The following is a 24,574-nucleotide window of genomic DNA, read 5'->3' on the forward strand; positions in this document are numbered from 1 at the left end:
AGTCGCTGAACAAGTTGGCGCAGCTAACTACGCGTGATCTTTCCGCGCCTTGATTGAAGGGCGGAATTGATCGGGTCGGGCGTGAGTCTGGTTTGCGCGTTAGAACTTTCCGGAAGTGCGAATAAAGGTTCTGCCGATTGCTCGGGAGGGTGTGACCGCGTGCCTCGGTCGTGATGCCATGGGTTTTCACGTAGACTGGCGGACGATTTTTCTTGGGGCTTCGTTGCTTCGCCAAGGCGCGAGCAGGGGTCCGTTACCGCGAGGAGAGAGTGATGACGCAGGGTGGTGAAGGGCGGCAGATCGGTAAAGGCGGCTGCCTGGGATTGATCCTGCTATCGATCCTGTTCGCGGTCGTGGTCTTCGGCTCCATCATCTATGTCTATCGCCACAATGCGACGCCGGCCAATCGGGCCAACGAGCAGCAGGCCATCGATCAGTGCCTGGCGCGGGCCAATGCCCCGGAAACCTCGCCGGCCGATCGCCAGGCGCTCATGGAAAATTGCCAGGAAATGCAGAAGCAGTTCCTCAAGAAGTACCCCGGCGCGGCCCGTTGAGCCGGCGACTGTTCCTCTCGAGGTTGCGCCAGGTCTCAGTTTCTGAAAGGATTTCCGTCCCAAACTTTCCAGTGATCCTTTCGCGTCGCCCGGAATGCCTTGCGGCCCTGCCACTGTGCGGCGGGATTTCCAGCGGTGCGGCTGCTTACTGGCCAATCCCACCATGTGGCCCTTGGTATGGGTCACCACTGAGTTGAGGAGGCGCCATGCCTGTCATTACTCTCCCCGACGGTAGCCAACGTCCATTCGACAAGCCCGTCACCGTAGCCGAAGTCGCCCAGTCCATTGGTGCCGGTCTCGCCAAGGCCACCATCGCCGGTCGCGTCGATGGCCAGCTGCGCGATGCCAGCGATCTCATCGAGCAGGATGCCAACCTGCAGATCATCACCGCGAAGGACGAGGACGGCCTGGAGATCATCCGCCACTCCTGCGCCCACCTGGTGGGTCATGCGGTCAAGCAGCTGTTCCCGACCGCCAAGATGGTCATTGGTCCGGTGATCGACGAAGGCTTCTACTACGACATCTCCTTCGAGCGTCCCTTTACCCTGGATGACCTCTCGGCCATCGAGACGCGGATGCGCGAGCTGATCGACAAGGACTACGACGTCATCAAGAAGATGACGCCGCGCGCCGAGGTCATCGAGGTGTTCAAGGCCCGGGGTGAGGAGTACAAGCTGCGCCTGATCGACGACATGCCCGAGGAGCAGGCCATGGGCCTGTACTACCACGAGGAATACGTCGACATGTGCCGGGGCCCGCACGTGCCCAACACCCGCTTCCTCAAGGCGTTCAAGCTGACCAAGCTGTCCGGCGCCTACTGGCGTGGCGACGCCAAGAACGAGCAGCTGCAGCGCATCTATGGCACCGCCTGGGCGGACAAGAAGCAGCTGGCGGCCTACATCCAGCGCATCGAGGAAGCCGAGAAGCGCGACCACCGCCGCATCGGCAAGCAGCTGGATCTCTTCCACTTGCAGGAAGAAGCGCCCGGCATGGTGTTCTGGCACGCCAACGGCTGGACCGTCTACCAGGTGCTCGAGCAGTACATGCGCAAGGTCCAGCGCGAGCACGGCTACCAGGAGATCAAGACGCCCCAGGTGGTTGATCGCATCCTCTGGGAACGTTCGGGGCACTGGTCCAACTACGCCGAGAACATGTTCACCACGGCCTCGGAAAACCGCGACTTCGCGGTCAAGCCCATGAACTGCCCCTGCCACGTGCAGGTGTTCAACCAGGGGCTGAAGTCCTACCGCGACCTGCCGCTGCGCCTGGCCGAATTCGGTGCCTGCCACCGCAACGAGCCGTCCGGCGCCCTGCACGGCATCATGCGCGTGCGTGGCTTCACCCAGGACGACGCCCATATCTTCTGTACCGAAGAGCAGGTGGAGAAGGAAGCGGCCGATTTCATCAAGCTGACCCTGCAGGTCTATGCCGACTTCGGTTTCACCGACGTGATCATGAAGCTCTCCACGCGCCCGGCCAAGCGCGTCGGCTCCGAAGAGCTGTGGGATCGCGCCGAGAAGGCTCTGGCCGATGCGCTGGATGCCTCGGGTCTGGAGTGGGAATACCAGCCGGGCGAGGGCGCCTTCTACGGGCCGAAGATCGAGTTCACCCTCAAGGACTGCCTGGGTCGTAACTGGCAGTGCGGTACCCTGCAGTACGATCCGAACCTGCCGGAGCGCCTCGACGCCAGCTACATCTCCGAGGACAACAGCCGTCAGCGTCCGGTAATGCTGCACCGCGCCATCCTCGGCTCCTTCGAGCGCTTCATCGGCATGCTCATCGAGCACTATGCCGGTCTGTTCCCGGCCTGGCTCGCCCCGACCCAGGCGGTGGTGCTCAATATCACCGACAAGCAGGCCGATTTTGCCCAGCAGGTCGTCGGCGAATTGAACGCTGAGGGCTTCCGGGCCAAAGCCGACTTGAGAAACGAGAAGATCGGCTTTAAAATCCGCGAGCATACTTTGCTCAAGGTTCCCTATCTCCTGGTCATTGGAGACCGGGAGGTTGAGACACGATCCGTTGCCGTGCGTACCCGTGAAGGCGTTGATCTGGGCTCCATGCCCATCGAGCGTTTCCGCGAGCTGCTCACGCAAGCGGTTTCCCGGCGTGGCCGGCAAGATTCGGAGTAATCACTATCAAGCAGCGTGACATGAGACAAGACAAGCGAGCCGCCCCCCGGGCACCGATCAACGAAAATATCACCGCCCGGGAAGTTCGCCTTATTGGCGCCGATGGTCAGCAAGTAGGCATCGTCTCCATCCAGGAGGCCCTGCAGGCTGCTGAAGACGCCAAGCTGGATCTGGTGGAAATCACCGCCGACGCCGTACCCCCGGTCTGCCGGATCATGGACTACGGCAAGCACGTCTTCGAGAAGAAGAAGCAAGTCGCGGCGGCGAAGAAGAACCAGAAGCAGGCTCAGGTCAAAGAAATCAAGTTTCGTCCAGGGACGGAAGAAGGGGATTACCAGGTAAAACTACGCAACCTGGTACGTTTCCTAACCGAGGGGGACAAGGCCAAGGTCTCGTTGAGATTCCGCGGCCGGGAGATGGCCCACCAGGAGCTGGGCATGGAGCTGTTGAAGCGGGTCGAAGCTGACCTCGCCGAACATGGCGCCGTTGAGCAGCATCCTAAGATGGAAGGACGCCAACTCATCATGGTCATCGCCCCCAAGAAGAAAAAGTAACCACCAGGGCACTGGCAGGCCTTGCGGTTATGCGTAATCACTCAATGCGGAGTATCCGAACATGCCAAAGATGAAAACCAAAAGCGGCGCTGCGAAGCGCTTCGTGAAAACTGCTGGTGGCATCAAGCACAAGCACGCTTTCAAGAGCCACATTCTGACCAAGATGACCACCAAGCGTAAGCGTCAGCTGCGCGGTACGTCGCTGATGCATGCATCCGACGTCCAAAAGGTCGAGCGCATGCTGCGCCTTCGTTAATCCTGGTCAAGAATCTAGAGGAAGTTACTCATGGCTCGTGTTAAGCGTGGCGTCATCGCTCGTCGCCGTCACAAGAAAATCCTGAAGCTCGCCAAAGGCTACTACGGTGCCCGTTCGCGCGTCTTCCGCGTCGCTAAGCAAGCGGTAATCAAGGCAGGCCAATACGCCTACCGTGACCGCCGTCAGAAGAAGCGTCAGTTCCGCGCTCTGTGGATCGCTCGTATCAACGCTGGTGCTCGTATCAACGGTCTGTCCTACAGCCGTCTGATCGCCGGCCTGAAGAAAGCGGCCATCGAGATCGACCGTAAGGTACTGGCCGATCTGGCCGTGAACGAAAAAGCGGCGTTTGCTGCGATTGTCGAGAAAGCTAAAGCTTCGCTGGCTTAAGCCCCCCGGCAATCTCGCGCCCCTGGCGCGAAGCAACGTTATCAATAGGGGAAGAGCCTCATAGCTCTTCCCCTATTTTGTATCTGGAGTCCCTAGATGGAAAACCTGGATGCGCTGGTCTCCCAAGCCCTGGAGGCCGTGCGGCTCACCGAAGACACCAATGCCCTGGAACAGCTCCGGGTCAATTACCTGGGCAAGAAGGGTGAACTGACCCAGATCATGAAGACCCTGGGCCACCTCACCGCTGAGGAGCGTCCCCAGGCTGGCGCGCTGATCAACGCCGCCAAGGAACGTGTCCAGGACGCAATCAACAGCCGCAAGGCGACGCTGGAGCAGGCCGCATTGGCCGCTCGCCTCGCCGCGGAACGCATCGACGTAACCCTGCCCGGGCGGGGCCAGGCCTCCGGTGGCCTGCACCCGGTCACCCGCACCCTGGAGCGTATCGAGCGTCTGTTCGCCAACATCGGCTATGGCGTCGCCACCGGTCCCGAGATCGAAGACGACTACCATAACTTCGAAGCGCTCAACATCCCCGGCCACCACCCGGCGCGGGCGATGCACGACACCTTCTACTTCAACGCCAACATGCTGCTGCGCACCCACACTTCGCCGGTGCAGATCCGTACCATGGAGAGCCAGCAGCCGCCGATCCGCATCATCTGCCCGGGTCGTGTCTATCGCTGCGACAGCGATCAGACCCACTCGCCGATGTTCCATCAGGTCGAAGGCCTGGTGATCGACGAGGAAGTCAGCTTCGCCGATCTCAAGAGCACCCTGGTGACCTTCCTGCGCGAATTCTTCGAGGAAGAGCTGGAAGTGCGCTTCCGTCCCTCCTACTTCCCCTTCACCGAGCCGTCGGCCGAGGTGGATATTCGCCGCCCGAGTCGCGATGGCGAACCGGCTTCGCGCTGGCTCGAGGTGCTGGGCTGCGGCATGGTCCACCCCAACGTCCTGCGCATGGCCGGCATCGATCCGGAGAAGTACCAGGGCTTCGCCTTCGGCATGGGCGCCGAGCGCCTGGCCATGCTGCGCTACGGGGTCAACGACCTGCGCCTCTTCTTCGACAACGATCTGCGCTTCCTGGCGCAATTCCGCTAGCTGCCAGACGGGAGTCCTATGAAATTCAGTGAACAATGGCTGCGTAGCTGGGTGAACCCTGCGGCTACGCACGAGGATCTGGTTGCCCGGCTGTCCATGGCCGGCCTGGAAGTGGACGGCGTCGAAGCGGCGGCCGGTAGCTTCCAGGGCGTCATCGTCGGCGAGGTGGTCTCCGTCGAGCGCCATCCCGATGCCGACAAGCTCAACGTTTGCCAGGTGAGCAACGGTCAGGAATCCTTCCAGGTGGTCTGTGGCGCGCCCAATGTGCGTACGGGCCTGAAGGTGCCTTTCGCCACCGTCGGCGCCACGCTGCCTGGTGACTTCACCATCAAGAAGGCCAAGCTGCGCGGCGTGGAATCCCACGGCATGCTCTGCTCGGCCAGCGAACTGCAGATCAGCGATGACAACAGCGGCCTGCTGGAACTGCCCGCCGGCGCACCGGTGGGCGAGAACATCCGCAGCTACCTGCAGTTGGACGACGCCATCATCGACGTCGACCTGACGCCCAACCGTGGCGACTGCCTGTCCATCGCCGGTCTGGCGCGGGAAGTGGGTGCCCTGTACAACGCCGCGGTCGAGCCGCTGCAGGTCGAGGCCGTAGCGGCTACGCACCAGGAGACCCGTCCGGTCGAGGTGCTGGCCCCCCAGGCCTGCCCGCGCTACCTGGGTCGTGTGGTCAAGAATGTCGACCTGTCCCGTCCCACGCCGGACTGGATGGTCGAGCGCCTGCGCCGCAGCGGCGTGCGCAGCATCGACGCCGCCGTCGACGTCACCAACTACGTGATGCTCGAGCTGGGTCAGCCCATGCATGCCTTCGATCTTGACCAGATCAAGGGCGGCATCCGCGTACGCCTGGCCGATGCCGGTGAGCGCCTGGTGCTGCTGGATGGCCAGGACATCGAACTGCGCAACGACACCCTGGTGATCGCCGACCATGAACGCGCCCTGGCCATCGCCGGCGTCATGGGAGGCGAGCACAGTGGTGTCGCCGCCGGTACCCGTGACCTGTTCCTGGAAAGCGCCTTCTTCGACACAATCGCCGTGGCCGGCAAGGCCCGTTCCTATGGCCTGCACACCGATTCCTCCCACCGCTTCGAGCGGGGCGTGGACTTCGAGCTGGCACGCAAGGCCATGGAGCGGGCGACTCGCCTGCTGCTGGATATCGTCGGCGGTGAGCCGGGTCCGGTGATCGAGGCGGTCAGTGCCGAGCATCTGCCGCAGGTCGAGCCGATCCTGCTGCGCGCCGAGCGCATCGAGCGCGTTCTGGGTCTGACCCTGGACGATGCCCAGGTCGAGCGTCTGCTCAGCGGCCTGGGTCTGGCCGTGACCCGCCTGGAAGCCGGTCGTTGGCAGGTGGGCGTACCCAGCCACCGTTTCGACATCAGCATCGAAGTGGACCTGATCGAAGAGCTGGCGCGCCTGTATGGCTACAACCAGTTGCCGATCCGTTTCCCCCAGGCCCGACTGGCCCCGCAACCCCTGCCCGAGAGCAAGGGCGAGCTGAGCCAGCTACGTCGCCTGCTGGTGGCCCGTGGTTACCAGGAAGCCATCACCTACAGCTTCATCGACGAAAAGACCTTCCGTCTGTTCGCCCCTGAGGCCCAGCTGGTGATGCTCGCCAATCCCATCTCTACCGACATGGCCGCCATGCGCTCGTCGCTGTGGCCGGGTCTGGTCAAGGCCGTGCAGTACAACCTCAACCGTCAGCAGGACCGCGTCCGGCTGTTCGAGTCGGGGCTGAGATTCGTCGGTCAGCTGGAAGGCCTGGTGCAGGAAAACGTCCTGGCTGGCGCCGTCTGCGGCTCGCGTCTGCCGGAAAGCTGGTCGTCCGGGCGTGAGGCGGTGGACTTCTTCGACATCAAATCCGATGTCGAAGCGCTGCTGGCTCAGTCGGGTGCGGGTACTGACTTCCGCTTCGTGGCGGGTGAGCATCCGGCGTTGCACCCGGGGCAGACCGCACTGATCGAAAGGGCAGGGCAGCCGGTCGGCTACCTGGGCGCCCTGCATCCGGACGTGGCGCGCGAACTGGACGTGGATCGTCCGGTGTTCCTCTTCGAGCTGGCCTTGGATGCCCTGACCACTGGCAGCCTGCCGCGCTTTGGCGAGCTGTCGCGCTTCCCGGAAGTGCGTCGTGACCTGGCGCTGGTGGTGGACGAAACCGTAGCCGCAGGCGACCTCCTGGCTGACATCCGCGAGAACGCCGGAGAAGGCCTCAAGGAGCTGCGTCTGTTCGACGTCTACCAAGGCAAAGGCATTGATCCACATAGAAAAAGCGTCGCCATCGGCTTGACCTTGCAACATCCATCGCGCACATTAACCGATGAAGAAGTCAACGAAACGACGCAGAAAATCCTCGTTTCTCTGGAAAGAAGGTTCAACGCCACCTTAAGGAAATAGCGCATGGGGGCCCTGACGAAAGCTGAGATGGCCGAACGTCTGTTTGAAGAGCTCGGTCTGAACAAACGTGAAGCCAAGGAATTGGTCGAACTGTTCTTCGAAGAAATTCGTCATGCGCTCGAAAGCAACGAGCAGGTCAAGTTGTCCGGTTTCGGCAACTTCGACCTGCGCGACAAGCGCCAGCGCCCCGGACGCAATCCCAAGACAGGGGAGGAAATACCCATCACGGCGCGCCGTGTGGTGACCTTCCGCCCCGGGCAGAAACTCAAAGCCAGGGTCGAGGCCTATGCTGGAACCAAGTCATAACGACGAGCTGCCGGTCATACCGGGCAAGCGCTACTTCACCATCGGTGAGGTGAGCGACCTTTGCCTGGTAAAACCGCACGTGCTGCGCTACTGGGAGCAGGAATTTCCCCAGCTGAACCCGGTGAAGCGCCGCGGCAACCGGCGCTACTACCAGCGCCACGACGTGCTGATGATCCGCCAGATCCGCTCCCTGCTGTACAACGAAGGCTTCACCATCGGCGGGGCGCGCCAGCGTCTCACCCAGGGCGACGAGACCCGCGACGAGGGTTCGCAGTACCACCAGCTCATCCGCCAGATGATCAGCGAACTCGAAGAAGTCCTCGTCGTACTGAAGAAGTGAAAAAAAGCTTCCATTAATCAAAGCGTTGCAGTAAGATGCACGCCGTTCCCTAGAGGAACACAGTCGGGGCGTAGCGCAGCCTGGTAGCGCACTTGCATGGGGTGCAAGGGGTCGAGTGTTCGAATCACTCCGTCCCGACCAAATCTTAAAAACCCGGTCACTGAAAGGTGGCCGGGTTTTTTATGCCTGATGGTTTTTGAGCTTCTACAAACTTTGCCCACTTTTTGCCCCGCTGGTGTTTTGCGCTGGTTACCACCCTTGAGGAGGGATGGGTGGGTGAGGCTTTGTGTGAGCTGAGCTGGCAGGAGCGTTCCTTGCTTGCAAGTGATTTGAAATGCACCGGGCTTTCGAGAATCTGCCAGGCCATGCCGGCTTCACGTTGCCAGATATGCAGGGGTTGTTTTAGCGTAAGTCGACTGTCGAGGCCATGCCTGGGGGTGGCTCCGACACAAGTCATTTGCTTGATGAGATGATCCATTAGGATCTCCTTGCCAGCAAGGCTGGCTACGCTCGGCTCAACAGCACCGAGCACAGGAATTAGAGTAAAAGGGAAGGTGCTGGGTACGTCGTGTCGCAGCAGAGGCGTTAGCTGTCTGGGTTGGAAAACACATGGCCGCAGGCGTGCATTCGAAGTTGTTGAGCACCCGTGCATCGATCTCCTCGCCGAGCCGGGCGCCGGCCAGGCTACCCACGGCACCACCGGCCAAGCCTCCAAGAATGGCGTCCGCCCGCTCGGTCTGTACGCTTTAATGTTGTCCTCGGTCACCTCAAAGCCTTTTCGCCATCACCATTTAAATATCGGCGCGCCCACTCCATAGGGCTCGCATGAGGAGTTATGCATGACAGATCTGGCCCTGTTACCTCAGGCTCTGCTTGCCGCCGTGCCTGCCGAGGGCAGCATCGGTAACCAATCACTGTTCGAGCAATTGCGCGACCAGTTCTCCGAGTTGACCGAGGAGCAATTCTGGGCGGAGCGCGATGCCCTGATCAAGCAGGGCGTATTGGTGAAGGGCCGTGGCCGAGGTGGTTCGGTACTGCGTGCGTATGTAGCAGGTGTAAGCCCGGCCGAGCAAACCCTTGATAAGGTTCGTCAGCGCTTCGAGGCGACAGTTGTGGCAGATGTTTCAGGCGAATATGTAGTTGAGGCAGCGGCAGCAGTGAAAAGGGGCAAGGCGACCAAAGTGCAGCCTGCCACCAGCATCGAGGCCATGGAGAAAACCCTTTGGGCCACGGCTGACAAACTGCGCGCCAATATGGACGCTGCCGAGTACAAGCACATCGTGCTCGGGCTGATCTTCCTCAAGTACATCTCCGATAGCTTCGCCGGTCGCCGCGCCGAGCTGGAAGCCAAGTTCGCTAACGAGAACGACGACTACTACCTGGGCGGCGGTGATTCCGAATTGCTCGCTGCTGAGCTGGAGGACCGCGATTACTACCGCGAGGTCAACGTGTTCTGGGTCCCGGAAGTGGCACGCTGGGAGTCGATCCGCGCCGCCGCCAAGCACGTAGATATCGGCAAGCGCATCGACGAGGCACTGGCCGCCATCGAGGCGGAAAACCCTAAGCTGAAAAACATCCTCGACAAGCGCTACGCCCGCGCCCAGTTGCCGGACGGCAAGCTCGGCGAGCTGGTGGACCTGATCTCCACCATCGGCTTCGGTGACGACGCCAACAAAGCCCGCGACCTTCTCGGCCAGGTTTACGAATACTTCCTTGGCCAGTTCGCCAGCGCCGAAGGCAAGAAGGGCGGCCAGTTCTATACGCCGGCCAGCATCGTGAAAACCCTGGTCGCGGTACTAAATCCGCACCACGGCAAGGTCTACGACCCCTGCTGTGGTTCGGGCGGCATGTTCGTGCAGTCGGAGAAATTCATCGAAGCCCACGGTGGCAAGCTGGGCGACGTATCCATCTACGGCCAGGAATCCAATCCCACCACCTGGCGCCTGGCGGCGATGAACCTGGCCATTCGTGGTATCGACTTCAACCTTGGCAAGGAGCCGGCGGATACCTTTATCCGCAACCAGCACAGCGACCTGCGCGCCGACTTTGTGCTGGCCAACCCGCCGTTTAACGTCAGCGACTGGTGGCACGGCAGCCTGGAAGGTGACCCGCGCTGGGTCTACGGCACACCACCGCAAGGCAACGCCAACTACGCCTGGCTGCAGCACATGCACTATCACCTCAAGCCCAATGGCCGCGCCGGCATCGTGCTGGCCAACGGCTCCATGAGCTCTAGTCAGTACAGCGAAGGTGATATCCGCAAAGCCATGGTTGAGGCCGACGTGGTGGAGGTGATGGTCGCGCTGCCCGGTCAGCTGTTCTTCAACACGCAGATCCCCGCCTGCCTGTGGTTCCTAGCCAAAGACAAATCTCTCCCTTCCACCTCTGGGAGAGGAGCTGGGGGTGAAGGTCGCTCCCGTAAAGGCGAAGTGCTGTTTATTGACGCACGCAAACTCGGTACTAGCGTTAGCCGCGTTCAGATCGAGCTGCTCGACCGCGACATCGAACGTATCGCACAAACAGTAGCCAACTGGCGCGGCGAGCCGCTAGATGTAGGCGGCGAGATTGGCGACTACGCCGACACCCCGGGCTTCTGCCGCAGCGTAAAACTGGCGGAAATCGCCGAGCACGGCTATGTGTTGACGCCGGGCCGCTATGTCGGTGCTGAGGAAGTGGAGGATGACGATGAAGCCTTTGCCGACAAAATGCAGCGGTTGACTAAGCAGCTTGGGGAGCAGATGGGGAAGGGCTATCAACTCGATCAGTTGATCCGGCACAAGCTGGGGGGGCTGGGTTATGAGTTTTGAAAGTCTGCTGCTGGAAGACCTAGCTGCACCTATAAGGAATGCAATTGTAGGCGGACCATTTGGTTCAAACCTTGTATCTAAAGACTATGTTGAACAGGGCGTGCCCGTAATTCGCGGGCAGAATATGGGGGGTAAATGGGTATCGGGCGATTTTGTATTTGTTTCGCCTGAAAAAGGGCGTCAGCTAGAGCAAAACAAAGCGCGGCCTGGGGATGTGATATTCACCCAGAGGGGAACATTGGGCCAGGTTTCGATTGTTCCTCCATCCTCCTATCCTGAGTACATCGTTTCCCAGAGCCAGATGAAGATCACGGTTGATCCAGACAAGGCTAACGCACAGTTTATTTATTACTTGTTTAGATCAGATACTCAGCTTCGCTACATTCTTAATTCTGCGATTCAAACAGGTGTGCCACATACCAATCTTGGCATCCTTCGCAAAACACCAGTCGCTGTACCTTCGTTGGGTACTCAGGAAGCCATTGCTGCTTTCCTAGGTGCCCTCGACGACCGCATCACCTTGCTACGCCAAACCAACGCCACCCTGGAAGCCATCGCCCAGGCACTATTCAAATCCTGGTTTGTCGATTTCGACCCCGTGCGCGCCAAGGCCGAAGGTCACCAGCCCGAAGGCATGGACGCCACTACCGCCGCCCTGTTCCCCGATAGCTTCGAAGAGTCTGAGCTGGGGTTGGTGCCGAAGGGGTGGGCTGAGGTAAGGCTTGGCCAGCTTTGCACCTTTCAGAAAGGGTGTTCCTACAAAGGTAATGGCCTTTCAGATGAACAAGGTGCGTATATGTTTAACCTTGGTTGCTTTAACGCTCCGAGGGTGTATGCCTTTGAAAAGGTAAAGCGGTACACAGGGGATTTCAAAGATAAGCATTGTGTGAAGGCTGGCGACTTGATCATTGCCAATACTGATATGACCCAGCATCGAGCCATTTTAGGGAGGCCGCTTTTGATCCCTGACGGAATGGGTCCTGGGTTTGTCTCTCATCATGTCTTTAAAGTGGTGACCAATAAACAGTATGGCGAGGGAATAAAGCCCTTTCTATTTTTTTGTTTCTTGCATTCATCATTTCGAGAGCGAGCAGTTGGTTATGCAACTGGAACCACAGTGCTAGCGTTGCCAAGAGATGCGCTAGAACAACATTTAATTTACTTACCTAGTAATGAGTTGCTTGAAGTTTTCGCCGATCTTTGTGAGCCAATTTTCGCGGCAATCAAGTCCAATGAGGTTCAAACCCAAACCCTCACCCAACTCCGCGACACCCTCTTACCCCGCCTAATCTCCGGTCAGCTGCGCCTGCCGGAAGCTGAAGCTTAGCTAGTGGGGGCTGAGGCATGAGCGATCTTCGTGAAGAGCAATGGAATCGCTATCTCACCCAGTGGGATATTTCAGCACTACAGCGGCTTACCCTTGAGCAATATTGCGCGATTGGGTCCGAGAAAATGCTGTCGCATTGGCTGCTCGAAGACACAGCAGCTTTGGGGGACTTCAAGGAAGGCCCGCTCAGCATGGGCATCCGTCCTCATGGCCATGGGCAAGCAAGGCTTGGTAATGCGTACAACAGCTACGACGATCAGTACGTTTGGTTAAACATGCTTGGCTCAAGTGCCCAAGAGGCGTTCGCCAGCCTTAAAAGCGGACTACTCGAAGCAGCTGAAGCAGGGCGCACCGGCCAGCTCGAGCGGTTAGATGCGCTTATCCGACAACCTGGCGCCTTGATGCGTAAGGTGGCGTTTCTCTATCAGGATCGTGAAAACCCCTGTTTGCTGCCGATTTACTCAAAAGAGGTGCTTCGTGCTGCTGTGGGGGAAGCGGCTTCACGAAGCACCTCGGCGCTCAACCGAGACCTGATGGCGCAGCGTGGTGAGCGTTCGCTATGGGCCTTTGCAGATGAGCTGATGCAGCTCGCGGCACAGCGTTGGTCAGGTCAGCGCATCAAGGAGCTGCTGGACGCATCCGAGCACGTCAGCCCGGTTAAATCGGCCGCGGCGAGGATGGCGGGCTATCAGACCCATGACGGACGCCAGCTAGCCGTCGAACCTGGACCTAAGCCTGCGCTCTTTATGGAGCTGGGAGAATGGTTGGCCAACACCGAGCCCTTCATGAAGGCCATTGAGCCTTACTCCCCTGAGCGTACCCGCCACAGCGGCCTGCAGGCTAACGCGCCTCGCCTTTGGATGGGCCGCCCGGCTTTGTACGTAACCGTGCCGGACGAAGACGCCTTTCAGTCGTTGCTTAGCCTGTATATAGGCAATGACTCCGCTGACCAACTCACTCAACCCGAAACCCAAACCGGAACGCCACCGATGACCAGTGCGCCGCTTAATCAAATCCTTTTTGGTCCGCCGGGTACCGGTAAAACCTACGCCACCGTCGAGGCCGCGCTGGAGGTCCTCGATGGCACTTACCTGCAAACATATCGGCAGGATCGTACAGCTTTGAAGCTTCGCTTCGACGAGCTGGTGCAGCAAGAGCGCATCCGTTTTGTCACGTTCCATCAAAGCTTCAGTTACGAGGATTTCGTTGAGGGGCTGCGGGCCGAGAGCGACGGCGACAGCGGCCAGTTGCGCTACGAGGTGGTCGATGGGGTTTTCAAAAGTCTATGCGAAGCCGCAGCTGCCAAAGTTACCCAGCAGGCGGAAGCGCCTGTAGATCTCGGTAAACGCAGAATCTGGAAGATGTCGCTAGGCAATACTCAGGGGAGCGACGCTGGCATTTACGAAGAGTGTGTACAGGGCGGCTATATGCTGCTGGGTTACGGTGGTGGTATCGATTTCACCGGCTGTAAGAGTCGTGGCGATGTGCAGCGCCGTTTCGTCGATGCCGGCGTGAATCCGGATGGCCCTTACGATTACAGCGTCACTAGCGTTACGGCGTTCGTTACCAAAATGAAGCCGGGTGACCTGGTGGTGGTGAGTGACGGCAATTTTAAGTTCCGCGCTATAGGCGAAGTCTCCGGCGACTATGCCTTCAGAATCCATCCCGAGCATGATCCGCACTATTCGCAAATGCGGCCAGTTAAATGGCTGCGTCAATACAGCCCGTCGTTGCCCCATAGTGAACTATTGAACGGCCAGTTCAGCCAGATGACGCTCTACGAGCTGCGTAGCCCCACGCTGAACCGGGAGAAATTACAGGGGCTGCTGGGGACGAAAACGATCGAAGATGGGGCGTTGTTTCACGTCGGCCAACGTTTTGGCCAGGGCTATGTGGTGCGTTCGATCAGCCCCGAGGTGGTTGAATTAGATAAACCTAAGGGCGGTGTTTTGCCGTTGCCGCTGAGCTTGGTTTGCCAGCTATTGGAGTATGTGCAGAGCGGCCAGCTGGACGTAGAGGATATCCGTCAGGGCCGTATCTTCCAGAAGGTGGCAGAGGCTGAGCTCGAGAAGTACATCGTCAATGGCTACCAAAGCCTGTTTGCGGCGATGGTCGAGCAACTGCTGAAGCCACAGGCTAAGACAACAACAGCAAATACGCGTGTGCTCATCATCGACGAGATCAACCGCGGCAACATTTCGCGCATTTTCGGAGAGCTCATCACCCTCATCGAGCCATCCAAACGAGCCGGGGCCGAAGAGGCTCTATCGGTGGTGCTGCCGTATTCCAAACAGCCGTTCAGCGTCCCGAAGAATGTCTACCTGATCGGCACAATGAACACCGCCGATCGCTCCCTGGCCGGGTTGGATATCGCGCTACGCCGACGTTTTACTTTTCGCGAGATGCCACCGAAGCCCGACCTTCTAGATAACGTGCAGGTAGAGGGGGTTCGTATCGGCCAGCTGCTCCAAGTGATGAATCAGCGCATCGAGCTGCTGCTGGATCGCGACCATTGCCTCGGGCATGCCTACTTTATGCCTTTGAGAGACGACAACTCGTTTGAGCGTCTTGAGCACATTTTCCGCAACCAGATACTGCCGCTTTTACAGGAATACTTTTTTGAGGATTGGGAGCGTATACAGTGGGTACTCAATGACCACCGCAAGCCGCTGATCAATCAATTTGTTAACCGGAAAGCGGGCAACGTTGAGCTGTTGTTTGGCCAGGATGTCGGCCAGAGTCTGGACCGGTATACCTGGTGCTTGAATGACGAGGCATTTGAGCGGTTGGAGTCATATATGGGGATCGTTGATCACCAGCTTCAGACCGTAGAGGTGGGTGTAAAGCGCAGTGCATCCCACGGCGATTTGCTTTTGCGCGAACTCTCGACGGGGTCAATAGAGGTTTGGCGTGGGGAAATATTGCAGCAACCTACCAAACCTCTTCTGCGTAATCTGGCGGCTAGCCTTGGCATTGACACGTCTAACAGTAATGGCGGCCGGCTCAACACTCGTGCTCTTGGGCGGCGCTTGATCGATCAGTTCGGGAGCGGTAATGAGTGAAAACGCTTGTGACCATTCGCGAGTACGCCCAGCTCACCACTAAGTCGGTCGAGCCGTCGCTGGATATGGCGCAAGTCTCAGCCAGTGCTTTTGACTGGCTCTGTAAATTAAGCGCCAGCTTCAACCGCAGCGGCGCCACGCTGCTGCAGGTGGAAGGGCGGCAGTCGTTAAAGTGGGACAGTTACGTCGGCGTGCTGGAAACGCCTTGCGGCACGCGTCTGGAAATCTTGCCCAAGCACTTTGAGCAAGGCGATTGCGTCAAACAGGGCCGTGCCTTGCTGCGCAAGATGATTCAGGCCGCGCTGTCATTGAAGCCTCGGCAGGTTTCGGTGACGGGACTGGAGCTGTTTGATGCGCCGCTCACTGAGTGGGTGATGGAGCAGTTCCTGAGTGAGTTGGATCTGTTAGTCAAACGCGGCGTGCGTTTCGACTATCAGCGCGTCGAGGAAGAGCAGCGCTTTCTGCGGGGCCAGCTCAATGTGGTCGCGCAGATGCGTCAGCCTCCAGGCCGCCAACATCACTTTCAGATCCGCCATGACGTATTTCTCTCGAATCGAGCGGAAAACCGCCTGCTAAAGTTGGCGCTGGAGCAGGTGGCAAAGACGACTCAGGACGCGGCCAACTGGCGTTTAGCTAATGAGCTGCGCACGCTGCTAACCGAGGTGCCGAGTAGCCGTCACGTAGAGGTCGATCTGCGTGTCTGGAGCCGCGATCGTTTGATGGCCCACTACCAAGCGGTGAAGCCATGGTGCGAGCTGATCCTCAATCAGCAGATGCCTATTGCCGTCGCTGGTCTGGCCCAGGGTTTGAGCATGCTCTTTCCCATGGAGAAGTTGTTCGAGCGCTACGTCGAAACGAGGCTGCGTAGCCAGTTGCTGCCGGATGCAAAACTGAAACCGCAAGCGGCCAGCCAACACCTGTGCCAAGACAGCGTCGGCAAGATGTTCCGCCTGAAGCCAGATCTGCTAATCGATACCCCTGAGCAACGCTGGATACTCGATACCAAATGGAAGCGGTTGCAGGCTAGCCAGCGCGATAAGAATTACCAGCTCAGTCAAAGCGACCTCTATCAGTTGTTCGCCTACGGGCATAAGTACCGTAGGGAGGCCGAGGTGCCTAAGTTGGTGCTGATTTACCCTTGTTGGGCTGGATTACCAGCGTCGCTGCCAGCCTTCGATTTTGGCGCAGGGGTGAGCCTGTGGGTGCTGCCCTTCGATTTATCTAAAGATCGGATTGTTGATGCCGATATAGCGATGATTCCTTTGCGGACGGTTTCCTAGGCTGCCTGCCGCTCCAAAAATATAGCTTGAGCTTGTTTTTCGCGTACCGCCAATAGCGAGCGCGATCATTGCAGTGTGCATTGCTTAATTAGCAGAGCGCGAGTGCTTTGCTATGGGGCGCAAGAGCCTGAAGGTTGCTTGCCAGTTGGTTTCAGATATAAGTAACGGCTGCAGGGCCACAGAATACGGACGAAACAAGTATGGATTATTCGAGGTGGGTGGCTCTCTGGAATACAGCGACACCGGAGCAGCTTATCGCCCCTGTGTTTGTGTGCAGCCTGGTCACGGTTCTTTGCATCTGGTACCTGCTACGCTACTTCCTGCGTTCCTTTGCACTCAGTAGAAGCTTGAAGAGCCTTACCCGGCAGGTGCGTTCCATCAAAGAGCAGCAGCCAGGCAAGCGCCGCAGCGAGTTAGAACGGCTTTTCAGGGAGCGCCCACTGGGCCATGCGTGGCAGGAGTATGCCGAAACGCTGCATGACCAGCATGAGATTCAAGCGGGAGAGCAGCGTCTGCTTTGCTCCCGAGCTACTGCCGCGGCTGGGCATTTCTTTACCGCCCAGACAGTCGTAGAAACGCCGTTGGGAACAGAGTTCTATAAGCATTTACCGGGCATTCTGACGGGTATTGGCATCGTCGGAACTTTCTTCGGTTTGATGCTGGGTCTGCAGCATTTCGACCCCAGTACGCCTGAGCAGGTTAGCTCCAGCGTCGATCAATTGCTCAAAGATGTGCTGTTTGCGTTTCTCGGCTCTTTTTTTTCGATCTTTGCCTCTATTGGAGTGACCTTAACCGAAAAGTGGCGTTTGGGCCGCTGCTATAAGCATCTGGAAACGCTCACCGAAAGCATTGATGGTTTGTTCGATAGCGGAGTAGGAGAGGAGTACCTCGCCGAGCTGGTGAAGTCGAGCAACGAGAGCTCGATTCAGACTCGTCAGCTCAAAGACAGTCTAGTTACTGACCTACGCGAGATGCTGCAGAACTTGGTCGATACCCAGGTTCGGGAAAGCCTCAAACTAGCGGACTCGTTGTCCGCCAGTTACCGTGACTCTGGGCAGGTGCTTGCGGAGCAGATCGGCGGTGCAATCGAAAGCAGCTTGAAGGCGCCGTTAGAACAAATTGCCGGTGCGGTGCAGTCTGCCAGCGGCGAGCAGAGTGGCCAGGTGCAAAACCTCCTGACAGATGTGCTCACTGCTTTTATGAGCAAGCTGGAGAGTACCTTCGGGCAGCAATTCAACGGTCTGCACGAGATGCTCGGGCAGTCGGTGACAGCCATGCAGTCCATGCAGCAGGGCTTCAATACCCTGGTGGAAGACATGCGTTTGGCTGGTGAGTCCTCTTCGCAGAACAGCGCCAAGATGATCGCGCAGCTGCTGGCCGATATGCAGGCCGGGCAAAACAGCATGCAGGCCGGGATGAACGAGATGCTGGCCAATCTGCAGACATCCATCGCGCGTATCGGCAGTGAAGGTGAGGGAGCAGGTGAGCGAATGGCCAAGCAGTTGGAGAAGCTGTTCGTTGATAGCGAAGCGCGTCAGCAGGCCATGGCGGCAAATCTGCAGGCTTTTGTCGACTCCATGCAGCAGAGCATGGGCCAGGGCCAGCAGGAGACCATGGCCAAGATCGCCAGCTCGGTTGATGTGCTGGGCGAGCAGTTGGGCGGCCTCTTCAAGCAGCTTGAGCATAGCCGTACGCAGATGGACCAGGCCAGCAAGGTAGCCCAGGTCGAACTGCACCGTGGTACGCGCGAGATGGTTGGCGGGCTGGAAGAGCAGGTGAAAACCCTGCTGGATGCTGTCGCCGATCAGCAAGGCGCGATGCAGGACAGCCTAAAACTGCTTGGAGCGCAAACCGAGCAACACCTGCAGAGCATGCAACAAGGTGCCGAGAAGATGCGCGTGGCAGCCGAGCGCTTCGACAGCGCCGGGCAGAGCGTAAGTAAAGCCGGCGAGGCGACTGCGGGCGTGCTGGGTGCGCTGCAGGGCACGAGCGGCGATTTGGTCGGCGCTTCCCGTGAACTGACCAGTGTGGTGGCCGACTATCGCAATAACCGTGAAGCACTGAATCAGACGCTTGCGGTCATTCAAGGTGTGGTCGCCACTGCTCAGGGCGAGTCTGCAGGGCGCAGCCAATACTTGCATGATTTGAAGCAGCAAGGCGAGCGGTTACAGGCGCTCAATCGTGAAGTGAACGACTACTTGGAGCAGATCAGCGCAGTGCTGGGCAAGGGCTTCAACGAATTTAGCGAGGGAGTAGATCGTAGCTTGCGGCAGACGCTGGGGAGTCTGGACGCCGAGCTACACAAGGCGATGACCAGCCTGGCCGGAGGTGTCGAAGGGGTTAAGGAAAGCCTGGAAGACTTCGGTGACATTATGGAGCGCGTTCAGCGCCGCTGAGGGGGTAGAGCATGTTCGGCAAATCAGCCGCTCCCGCTCGGGCGCGTGACGAGGGCGAGAAGCCTTTCTGGATTTCATTCGCTGACCTGATGACGGCGATGATGATCTTGTTTTTGGTAGTGATGGTGGCCTCGCTGAGCTCGGTGACGCAGCGCATTCAGCAGGCTGAGCAAGGCGAGAAACAGCGCGGCAAGGACATCACGAAGCTCTGCCGGGATCTCAAGCTGAGGGCGGGAGATCTTAACTCCACCATCGTGGTGGACTGCCGGGATAACCGCATTAGTTTCGGTGAGGCTGGGCGCTTTGGCCACAATCAATACTTCCTCAACAGCCAGGGGCAGCAAGCCTTGCAGGATGTTGTGCCGTTGATCTTGGATGCCGCTGACAGCGAAGAGGGGCGCAAGTGGCTCAAGCAGGTGGTGATCGAGGGCTTCACCGATACGGACGGCTCTTACCTGTACAACCTGCACCTCTCCCTGCAGCGCTCGGAGTGGGTGATGTGCAGTCTGCTCGATAGCCGCAGCCCGGTGCAGAAAGGGCTTTCAGCTGAGCGTCAACAGCAGATTCGCTCCATGTTCCTGGCTGGCGGTGTGTCGTTCAACAATGCCAAGGAGAGCAAGGAGGAGAGTCGGCGGGTAGAGCTGCGCATGCAGTTCTTCGGGCTCAAGGATCAGGGGCATGAAGGTCAGGAACCAGCGCTTGAGTTTGCTTACGCGGCAAACGAGAAATGCCAGTTGGAGATGCGCTAGATGAGCCGGGCTCTGTCGTCTCTGTCGGCGGCCATCGCTTCCGGCTTGCAGCGCCAGAATGAGCGTAGCGGCAATGCCGGGCTCAGTGGCTTGGTGGCGCTGAAACGCGCCAGCACTGAGCTTTCTCGGCGCTTTGATCAGGTCGAAAAAGCTTTGGCACCGCCCCGTGAGAAACGCTTGCTGGCACTTGGCAAGTTCAAGCGCGAGCAGGCGCTGACTTCATCGGAGTGGCGCCTGGTTTTCGCCGGGTTGGCCGATGACGATGAAGTCAGTGTTCCGGTGCTGGAGGACGATCAGCTGTTTGACCGTGTTCATCGGGAGGTGGCTGGCCGTATCGAGCAGCGGTCACTTAGCCGCCGCGACTGGCTGGCGCTGTGTTTCAGCTACTTTGCCTACGATGAGCACAAACCCGACGACAACGCGAACTGGCGGGTGCTGCGTGACGATATTGATTGCGGCTTTGATGCTGTCAGGCAGCGTATTGGTCGTGAGAAAGAGTGGATGCGCATTGTAGCTGAGCATCGCGAACTGTTCGGCGCTCAGGCTGGAACCCGTCTGGCGGAGGAGATATTCGAGGGCCGGGCGCGTGACCTTTCCTCTCTGCAGGCCATTGCCCAGGTGCCGGATAGCAGTTGGTTGTGGCAGCGGATTTTTGCGGTTCTGCTTTCGCGCATTTTCCTGCTGGATGACGAAACCTTCCTAAAGCGCCTGCCGGAGTTGGTAGCTCTGGGGCAAATGAATACGCGCTATCTCAATCAGGTGCTAAGTGCCTGCCTGACTCGTTATCACCGTTCGCGATATCGCGAGCAGTCGTCCTCGCTACTCAAGCAGGCTGCGTTGGAGCACTGGGGCAGCCCACAGATGCGTTCCAAGCAGAACGCCTGGTTGCAGTATGTGGAGCAGGCTGTCTGCGCCATGGTGGTGGCCTGGTTCGCCAAGGAAGATCTGGAGCACTTCTTCACCTTGCTCAAGGGCGAGGCGGAGGTTGACCAGTCGCGCCTGTTCTACTGGCTGCGCTTTGCCAATCAAATGAGCTATACGCGGATTGTGATGGGTGGCGATGCGTGGCATGACCGGGGTAGTGATTTCGTGGCCTTCCGCGAGAAAAACAAAGGGCGCTTGAGTCAGCTTACCGGTGGGCCGAGCCACAACAATGCGGTGGTGATGCAGATAGGCAACTACTTTTTTGTCGAGTTCTCCGGTACCGGCAATGCGTGCTACGTCTATCGTGCTGATGCCGCTCCATTCAATCCGGACAAACAGGTGCTGGGGCTGACAACTGAGCTGAAGCAGCAAGGACGGGCGCTGAAGCGTATGTCCCACGCTCCAGCCCCGCGGCGACCCAATGTGGTCGAAGGGTGGCTGGATAAGTTTGATGACGAGCTCCGAGCGTTGGGAATCGTCGCGCAGCGTCCAGCTTTATATACGCACCCCCGCGTTTCCGAAGACAAGCCCACCGCCCAAAGTGCTGCGTCTGCATCTGTTGCGGGTAATTCGCTGGACGTGCAGGTTGAGTCGATGTTGGGCAGTGTGCCTTATAAGACGTTCGACCACCGCTCGACCAGCGGGGTCTACCAGGTTTTGCTTGCCAGGGATGATGCGGCTGCCAAAACAGCGCTGCTGCGCCTCGGCTTCAAGGCTGTGAAAAACAATGCACTCATGTTCTGGAGGCTTTGATGCTCGGCCGATTTTTTTCCGGGAAGGATCGTTCCCAGCTTGCCAAGGGGGCAGCACCTGGTGCTTACCAGATCGAAGAACAAGGTCTTTGTTATGCCTTGAGTCTGGCCTATGACGATGCAAGCTGGCCCGTTGCTGCCTACCTGGATCAGCTCTTTGAAGAGGACTATGCCAGCCAACTGAGTGATCGCTGGTTGTTGCCTTGGGAGTCGATCTATCAGCTCTTGGATGATCCGGAGCACGCTAGCAGCCTTCCTTTACTTGGCTTGCCCGCGATTTCCGAGCTACAGCCACAGTTGGCCAGCACGGGTGGCTTGTCGGATCCGGATTTCAAGGTGTTTATCCAGTCCTGGCGTAACCCGCAGACGGGCAACTCAATTATTTTCGAGCGTGTTGGCGCCGTGGTGCGCTACGCCAGCACCACTGAGATGCTTCCGCGAGCGGTCTGGGAGCTTTTGAAGGCCATTCGGGACCTGCATGCCACTCAGCAGCAGGCTCCGGGAGAAATCGCCAACCAGATCGGTTGGGCCAATATCCGTAAGTTGGCCAAGCGCGCTGGTGCGGGATTGGACGGGTTCCTCGACAAAACTGTGGTGGTCAAGCCTGAGCACTTGAAGCTGAAGCCGCGTAAGGCAGTTGTCGCCGGTACGCCGATTATCGAGTTGGATGTCGCGTTTGATGGGCAGCCTGACAATTGGTTGGCCAGTTTCGATGGTTACAAGCAGGTGCAGGATAAGTACAGGGTGCCGGGTGCCGATGGAACGGTGACGCACGTGCTGATTGAGCCGGATGTAAAGGCGGTGCTTGAATCTGTTCGCGCGTTACCGGGGCGGCGGGTAGCCGGTGATGAAGCGCTGTCACTGGTGCGCAACCCCTACAGTGTGATCGGGGATGCAGCCGAGAAGGTTGTTGATGCGGACGAGTATGAGGAGCAACTGGCCGACGCGGGCATCTACTTCCATCGTTTCCGCCTGGAGCCTTGCCTGGGCGAAGACGGCAAACATATTCAGTCGGTTGGTCTGTTCCTTGAGCCCATCTCGGCCAAGCCGCTACCCGAAGTCGAGCTGCGCTTCGATTTTGCTCATGAGTTCGCACCATTCGTGAATGAGCTGCAAGTCAAGTTGGCGGCTGGTATGCCTGCAGGATTCTGGCAGGGCTATGAGCTGGAACTGAGTGACTTCGACCTCGCGCAATTGGCAGGGGTCAATGAGCTTTTGCGCCATTGGCAGCGACAGGAGGCCGGGCAGACATTCGAGGCGGTGCTGGATTTGGCCTCGTATGGTGATCGCGTCGTCGGTATTGGTGAGGCGGAGCGCATTACATCCCCATTTTTGGTGAAAGAGTCAACGGAAAACTGGTTGCCGGCAGATGTGAAAGAGCTTGGGGTGGATGGCGAACTGCTCAGCCAGTGGGATCCTGCCAGCCGCGAAGATTTTGAAGAATTTGAGCACCGCATCGACCAGGCGCGTATGGCAGGTGATGAACAGGTATGTCTACCGGGTACTGAAACCCCGCTAACTTTTCAGGTAGCGGAGCAAGTTTATGAGGCCTGGTCGAAAAAACTTAATCCGGTCGAGCCTAAATCATCTCCTGCTGAGCCGGCAGCCCGTCGTGCAGTGCTGCATATCGAGCACAACATTGAAGAAGCGACCTACGCCCACCGCCGCGAGGTGGCACTGTTGGCGGGGCGGCATGCCAATGCCGATATTCCGGAGCTGCTTCGGCCCGAAGTTCAGCTGCGCGATCATCAAATGAAAGGTGTGGCATGGATGCAGCACCTGTTTGGCTTATCACCGGATCATGTCGCAGGTTGCTTGCTTGCCGATGACATGGGCTTGGGTAAGACCATTCAACTGCTGACCTTCGTGGTCTGGTATTTGGAGCAGAACCCGCAGGGTAAACCGGTTCTGATTGTTGCCCCCGTTTCCCTGCTGGATAACTGGGAGCGCGAGCTGCAGCGCTTCTTCTATGCGGATGCATTGCCGGTACTGAAGCTTTATGGCGGCGCGCTCAGCGCCGTGAAGTTCAAGAAGGACGAGATTCCCGGGGATCTGCAGGCCAAGGGGATAAAAAATCTTCTGCGGCCGGGCTGGATGGGCGACGCTCGTATCGTGCTGACTACCTATGAAACCTTGCGTGATCAGGAACTCTCCTTGGCGCGGCAGCAGTGGGCCATCGTGATCTGCGACGAGGCGCAGAAGATCAAGAACCCGGCGGCGCTGATCACGCAAGCGGCGAAAGCTATCCCCTCGCGATTCCGTATCGCCTGCACGGGAACGCCGGTGGAGAACACGCTGATCGATTTGTGGTGTCTTTTCGACTTTATCCAACCGGGCTTCCTGGGGGGGCTGAATCAGTTCGGTCGGGAGTATCAACGCCCCATTGAGGCCGGCATGGAGCGGGACACGGCGGCGCTTGAACGCCTGCGTGGGCTTATCGAACCCCAGACATTGCGGCGTACCAAGCAGGATGTGGCGAAGGATCTCCCAGCCAAAATCGAGGATCAGGGATGTCGTAAGCTGCAGATGCACACGTTGCAGCGCAGTCTCTATTTTTCCGAGGTTGCCCTGTACACACAGAAGCAGCAGATGCAGGAGCAATTAGAGCAGCGAGAGAGCGGCATGCTCGGCCTGCTGCACAAGCTCAAACTGGTGTGCGCCCACCCGTTCGGCGTACAGCCGGATCCTCGTTTGAGGGAGCACTCCCCGAAGCTCCAATGGCTCTTGGGCACGCTGGACAACATCGCGCGTTCGGGCAATGGCGACAAGGTCATTCTGTTCACCGAGTTGCGGGACATCCAGCGTGAATTGCAGCATGCGATTCAGGAGCGATTCGGATTCAAACCCACTGTAATCAATGGTGATACCAGCACCAGCAGCCAGAGTGCGCAGAGCCGGCAGCGCTTGATTGATCGTTTCCAAGAGCAGCCGGGTTTCTCGGTGATAATCCTCTCCACTGTTGCGGTTGGGTTTGGTGTGAACGTGCAGGCGGCGAACCACGTTATCCATTTCACTCGCTGCTGGAATCCGGCCAAAGAGGATCAGGCAACTGATCGCGCTTACCGGATTGGTCAGGAGAAGGACGTGTACGTCTATTACCCGACTGTGCGTGATGAAGGGATGCCTACATTTGAGGCGACGCTGGATGAGCTGCTACAGAAGCGACGCGCGTTGGCGCGGGATATGCTGCATGGAGCATCTGAGCTTCAGGCATCTGAGTTTGGGGAATTGTTAAGGGCGCAAGGATGAGATTGAA

Annotated in this window: 17 protein-coding genes, 1 tRNA gene and 1 pseudogene; 18 read left to right on the top strand and 1 reads right to left on the bottom strand. The window is 58.5% G+C overall.

The window, feature by feature from the left end; translation table 11 throughout:
• Positions 1 to 272 precede the first annotated feature (272 nt).
• From QKY98_RS14200 to QKY98_RS14245, 10 genes are all read left to right on the top strand, one after another.
• Positions 273 to 554, top strand: coding sequence for a hypothetical protein (locus QKY98_RS14200; protein ID WP_284671099.1), 282 nt, complete (start codon positions 273 to 275; stop codon positions 552 to 554).
• Positions 555 to 760: 206 nt separating this feature from the next.
• Positions 761 to 2,683 (top strand): threonine--tRNA ligase, encoded by a 1,923-nt coding sequence (gene thrS, locus QKY98_RS14205; RefSeq protein WP_027596901.1) that lies wholly within the window; start codon positions 761 to 763, stop codon positions 2,681 to 2,683.
• 20 nt (positions 2,684 to 2,703) lie between these two features.
• Positions 2,704 to 3,237: a translation initiation factor IF-3 gene (gene infC, locus QKY98_RS14210; protein ID WP_007159201.1), complete on the top strand. Its 534-nt coding sequence runs from the start codon at positions 2,704 to 2,706 to the stop codon at positions 3,235 to 3,237.
• A 61-nt stretch (positions 3,238 to 3,298) separates the two neighbouring features.
• The gene (gene rpmI / locus QKY98_RS14215) at positions 3,299 to 3,493 is read left to right on the top strand and encodes a 50S ribosomal protein L35 (protein ID WP_007159200.1); all 195 of its coding nucleotides are present in this window, start codon (positions 3,299 to 3,301) and stop codon (positions 3,491 to 3,493) included.
• Positions 3,494 to 3,523: 30 nt separating this feature from the next.
• Positions 3,524 to 3,880 carry a 50S ribosomal protein L20 gene (rplT, locus tag QKY98_RS14220; protein ID WP_007159199.1) on the top strand — a complete coding sequence of 119 codons (357 nt, stop codon included), beginning with the start codon at positions 3,524 to 3,526 and terminating at the stop codon, positions 3,878 to 3,880.
• A 96-nt stretch (positions 3,881 to 3,976) separates the two neighbouring features.
• Positions 3,977 to 4,978, top strand: coding sequence for a phenylalanine--tRNA ligase subunit alpha (gene pheS / locus QKY98_RS14225; protein WP_007159198.1), 1,002 nt, complete (start codon positions 3,977 to 3,979; stop codon positions 4,976 to 4,978).
• 18 nt (positions 4,979 to 4,996) lie between these two features.
• Positions 4,997 to 7,375 carry a phenylalanine--tRNA ligase subunit beta gene (gene pheT / locus QKY98_RS14230; RefSeq protein WP_284671100.1) on the top strand — a complete coding sequence of 793 codons (2,379 nt, stop codon included), beginning with the start codon at positions 4,997 to 4,999 and terminating at the stop codon, positions 7,373 to 7,375.
• Positions 7,376 to 7,378: 3 nt separating this feature from the next.
• Positions 7,379 to 7,681, top strand: a complete 303-nt coding sequence (gene ihfA / locus QKY98_RS14235) for an integration host factor subunit alpha (RefSeq protein WP_007159196.1) — start codon at positions 7,379 to 7,381, stop codon at positions 7,679 to 7,681.
• Positions 7,662 to 8,021 (top strand): MerR family transcriptional regulator, encoded by a 360-nt coding sequence (locus QKY98_RS14240; RefSeq protein ID WP_007159195.1) that lies wholly within the window; start codon positions 7,662 to 7,664, stop codon positions 8,019 to 8,021. The genes ihfA and QKY98_RS14240 overlap by 20 nt, the downstream gene beginning before the upstream one ends.
• A gap of 64 nt (positions 8,022 to 8,085) precedes the next feature.
• Positions 8,086 to 8,162, top strand: a tRNA-Pro gene (locus tag QKY98_RS14245).
• A gap of 184 nt (positions 8,163 to 8,346) precedes the next feature.
• Here the strand turns inward: QKY98_RS14245 and QKY98_RS24020 are convergent.
• A pseudogene (locus tag QKY98_RS24020) lies at positions 8,347 to 8,499 on the bottom strand (DUF932 domain-containing protein); the annotation flags it as partial.
• 361 nt (positions 8,500 to 8,860) lie between these two features.
• Here QKY98_RS24020 and QKY98_RS14255 point away from each other — a divergent pair.
• The 8 genes from QKY98_RS14255 to zorD all read left to right on the top strand — a co-directional run bounded on the left by QKY98_RS14255 (position 8,861) and on the right by zorD (position 24,567).
• A complete protein-coding gene (locus QKY98_RS14255) occupies positions 8,861 to 10,828 on the top strand; it encodes a class I SAM-dependent DNA methyltransferase (protein WP_284671101.1) in 1,968 nt (655 codons plus the stop codon).
• On the top strand, positions 10,818 to 12,155 hold the full coding sequence (locus QKY98_RS14260; protein WP_284671102.1) for a restriction endonuclease subunit S: 1,338 nt from the start codon (positions 10,818 to 10,820) through the stop codon (positions 12,153 to 12,155). The genes QKY98_RS14255 and QKY98_RS14260 overlap by 11 nt, the downstream gene beginning before the upstream one ends.
• 989 nt (positions 12,156 to 13,144) lie before the next feature.
• Entirely contained in the window at positions 13,145 to 15,217 is a 2,073-nt protein-coding gene (locus tag QKY98_RS14265) for a DUF8426 domain-containing protein (protein ID WP_284671187.1), read from the top strand.
• Complete coding sequence (locus QKY98_RS14270) at positions 15,214 to 16,497, top strand: McrC family protein (RefSeq protein ID WP_284671103.1); 1,284 nt, start codon at positions 15,214 to 15,216, stop codon at positions 16,495 to 16,497. The genes QKY98_RS14265 and QKY98_RS14270 overlap by 4 nt, the downstream gene beginning before the upstream one ends.
• Positions 16,498 to 16,697: 200 nt before the next feature.
• Positions 16,698 to 18,893: a type I Zorya anti-phage system protein ZorA1 gene (gene zorA1, locus QKY98_RS14275; protein ID WP_284671104.1), complete on the top strand. Its 2,196-nt coding sequence runs from the start codon at positions 16,698 to 16,700 to the stop codon at positions 18,891 to 18,893.
• A gap of 11 nt (positions 18,894 to 18,904) precedes the next feature.
• Positions 18,905 to 19,642 carry a type I Zorya anti-phage system protein ZorB1 gene (gene zorB1 / locus QKY98_RS14280; RefSeq protein ID WP_284671105.1) on the top strand — a complete coding sequence of 246 codons (738 nt, stop codon included), beginning with the start codon at positions 18,905 to 18,907 and terminating at the stop codon, positions 19,640 to 19,642.
• On the top strand, positions 19,643 to 21,319 hold the full coding sequence (zorC, locus tag QKY98_RS14285; RefSeq protein WP_284671106.1) for a type I Zorya anti-phage system protein ZorC: 1,677 nt from the start codon (positions 19,643 to 19,645) through the stop codon (positions 21,317 to 21,319).
• Positions 21,319 to 24,567, top strand: a complete 3,249-nt coding sequence (gene zorD / locus QKY98_RS14290; protein ID WP_284671107.1) for a type I Zorya anti-phage system protein ZorD — start codon at positions 21,319 to 21,321, stop codon at positions 24,565 to 24,567. Before zorC ends, zorD begins: the two co-directional genes overlap by 1 nt.
• The last annotated feature ends 7 nt before the right edge of the window (positions 24,568 to 24,574 follow it).

This window comes from Pseudomonas sp. HR1 (assembly GCF_030175875.1).
In the GTDB taxonomy this organism is placed as follows: domain Bacteria; phylum Pseudomonadota; class Gammaproteobacteria; order Pseudomonadales; family Pseudomonadaceae; genus Chryseomonas; species Chryseomonas oryzihabitans.

What these genes read in the sequence shown, in the direction of transcription:
- QKY98_RS14200 (WP_284671099.1), top strand. Translation starts at nt 273, where the DNA reads ATGACGCAGGGTGGTGAAGGGCGGCAGATCGGTAAAGGCGGCTGCCTG.
- thrS (WP_027596901.1), top strand. Translation starts at nt 761, where the DNA reads ATGCCTGTCATTACTCTCCCCGACGGTAGCCAACGTCCATTCGACAAG.
- infC (WP_007159201.1), top strand. Translation starts at nt 2,704, where the DNA reads ATGAGACAAGACAAGCGAGCCGCCCCCCGGGCACCGATCAACGAAAAT.
- rpmI (WP_007159200.1), top strand. Translation starts at nt 3,299, where the DNA reads ATGCCAAAGATGAAAACCAAAAGCGGCGCTGCGAAGCGCTTCGTGAAA.
- rplT (WP_007159199.1), top strand. Translation starts at nt 3,524, where the DNA reads ATGGCTCGTGTTAAGCGTGGCGTCATCGCTCGTCGCCGTCACAAGAAA.
- pheS (WP_007159198.1), top strand. Translation starts at nt 3,977, where the DNA reads ATGGAAAACCTGGATGCGCTGGTCTCCCAAGCCCTGGAGGCCGTGCGG.
- pheT (WP_284671100.1), top strand. Translation starts at nt 4,997, where the DNA reads ATGAAATTCAGTGAACAATGGCTGCGTAGCTGGGTGAACCCTGCGGCT.
- ihfA (WP_007159196.1), top strand. Translation starts at nt 7,379, where the DNA reads ATGGGGGCCCTGACGAAAGCTGAGATGGCCGAACGTCTGTTTGAAGAG.
- QKY98_RS14240 (WP_007159195.1), top strand. Translation starts at nt 7,662, where the DNA reads ATGCTGGAACCAAGTCATAACGACGAGCTGCCGGTCATACCGGGCAAG.
- QKY98_RS14255 (WP_284671101.1), top strand. Translation starts at nt 8,861, where the DNA reads ATGACAGATCTGGCCCTGTTACCTCAGGCTCTGCTTGCCGCCGTGCCT.
- QKY98_RS14260 (WP_284671102.1), top strand. Translation starts at nt 10,818, where the DNA reads ATGAGTTTTGAAAGTCTGCTGCTGGAAGACCTAGCTGCACCTATAAGG.
- QKY98_RS14265 (WP_284671187.1), top strand. Translation starts at nt 13,145, where the DNA reads ATGACCAGTGCGCCGCTTAATCAAATCCTTTTTGGTCCGCCGGGTACC.
- zorA1 (WP_284671104.1), top strand. Translation starts at nt 16,698, where the DNA reads ATGGATTATTCGAGGTGGGTGGCTCTCTGGAATACAGCGACACCGGAG.
- zorB1 (WP_284671105.1), top strand. Translation starts at nt 18,905, where the DNA reads ATGTTCGGCAAATCAGCCGCTCCCGCTCGGGCGCGTGACGAGGGCGAG.
- zorC (WP_284671106.1), top strand. Translation starts at nt 19,643, where the DNA reads ATGAGCCGGGCTCTGTCGTCTCTGTCGGCGGCCATCGCTTCCGGCTTG.
- zorD (WP_284671107.1), top strand. Translation starts at nt 21,319, where the DNA reads ATGCTCGGCCGATTTTTTTCCGGGAAGGATCGTTCCCAGCTTGCCAAG.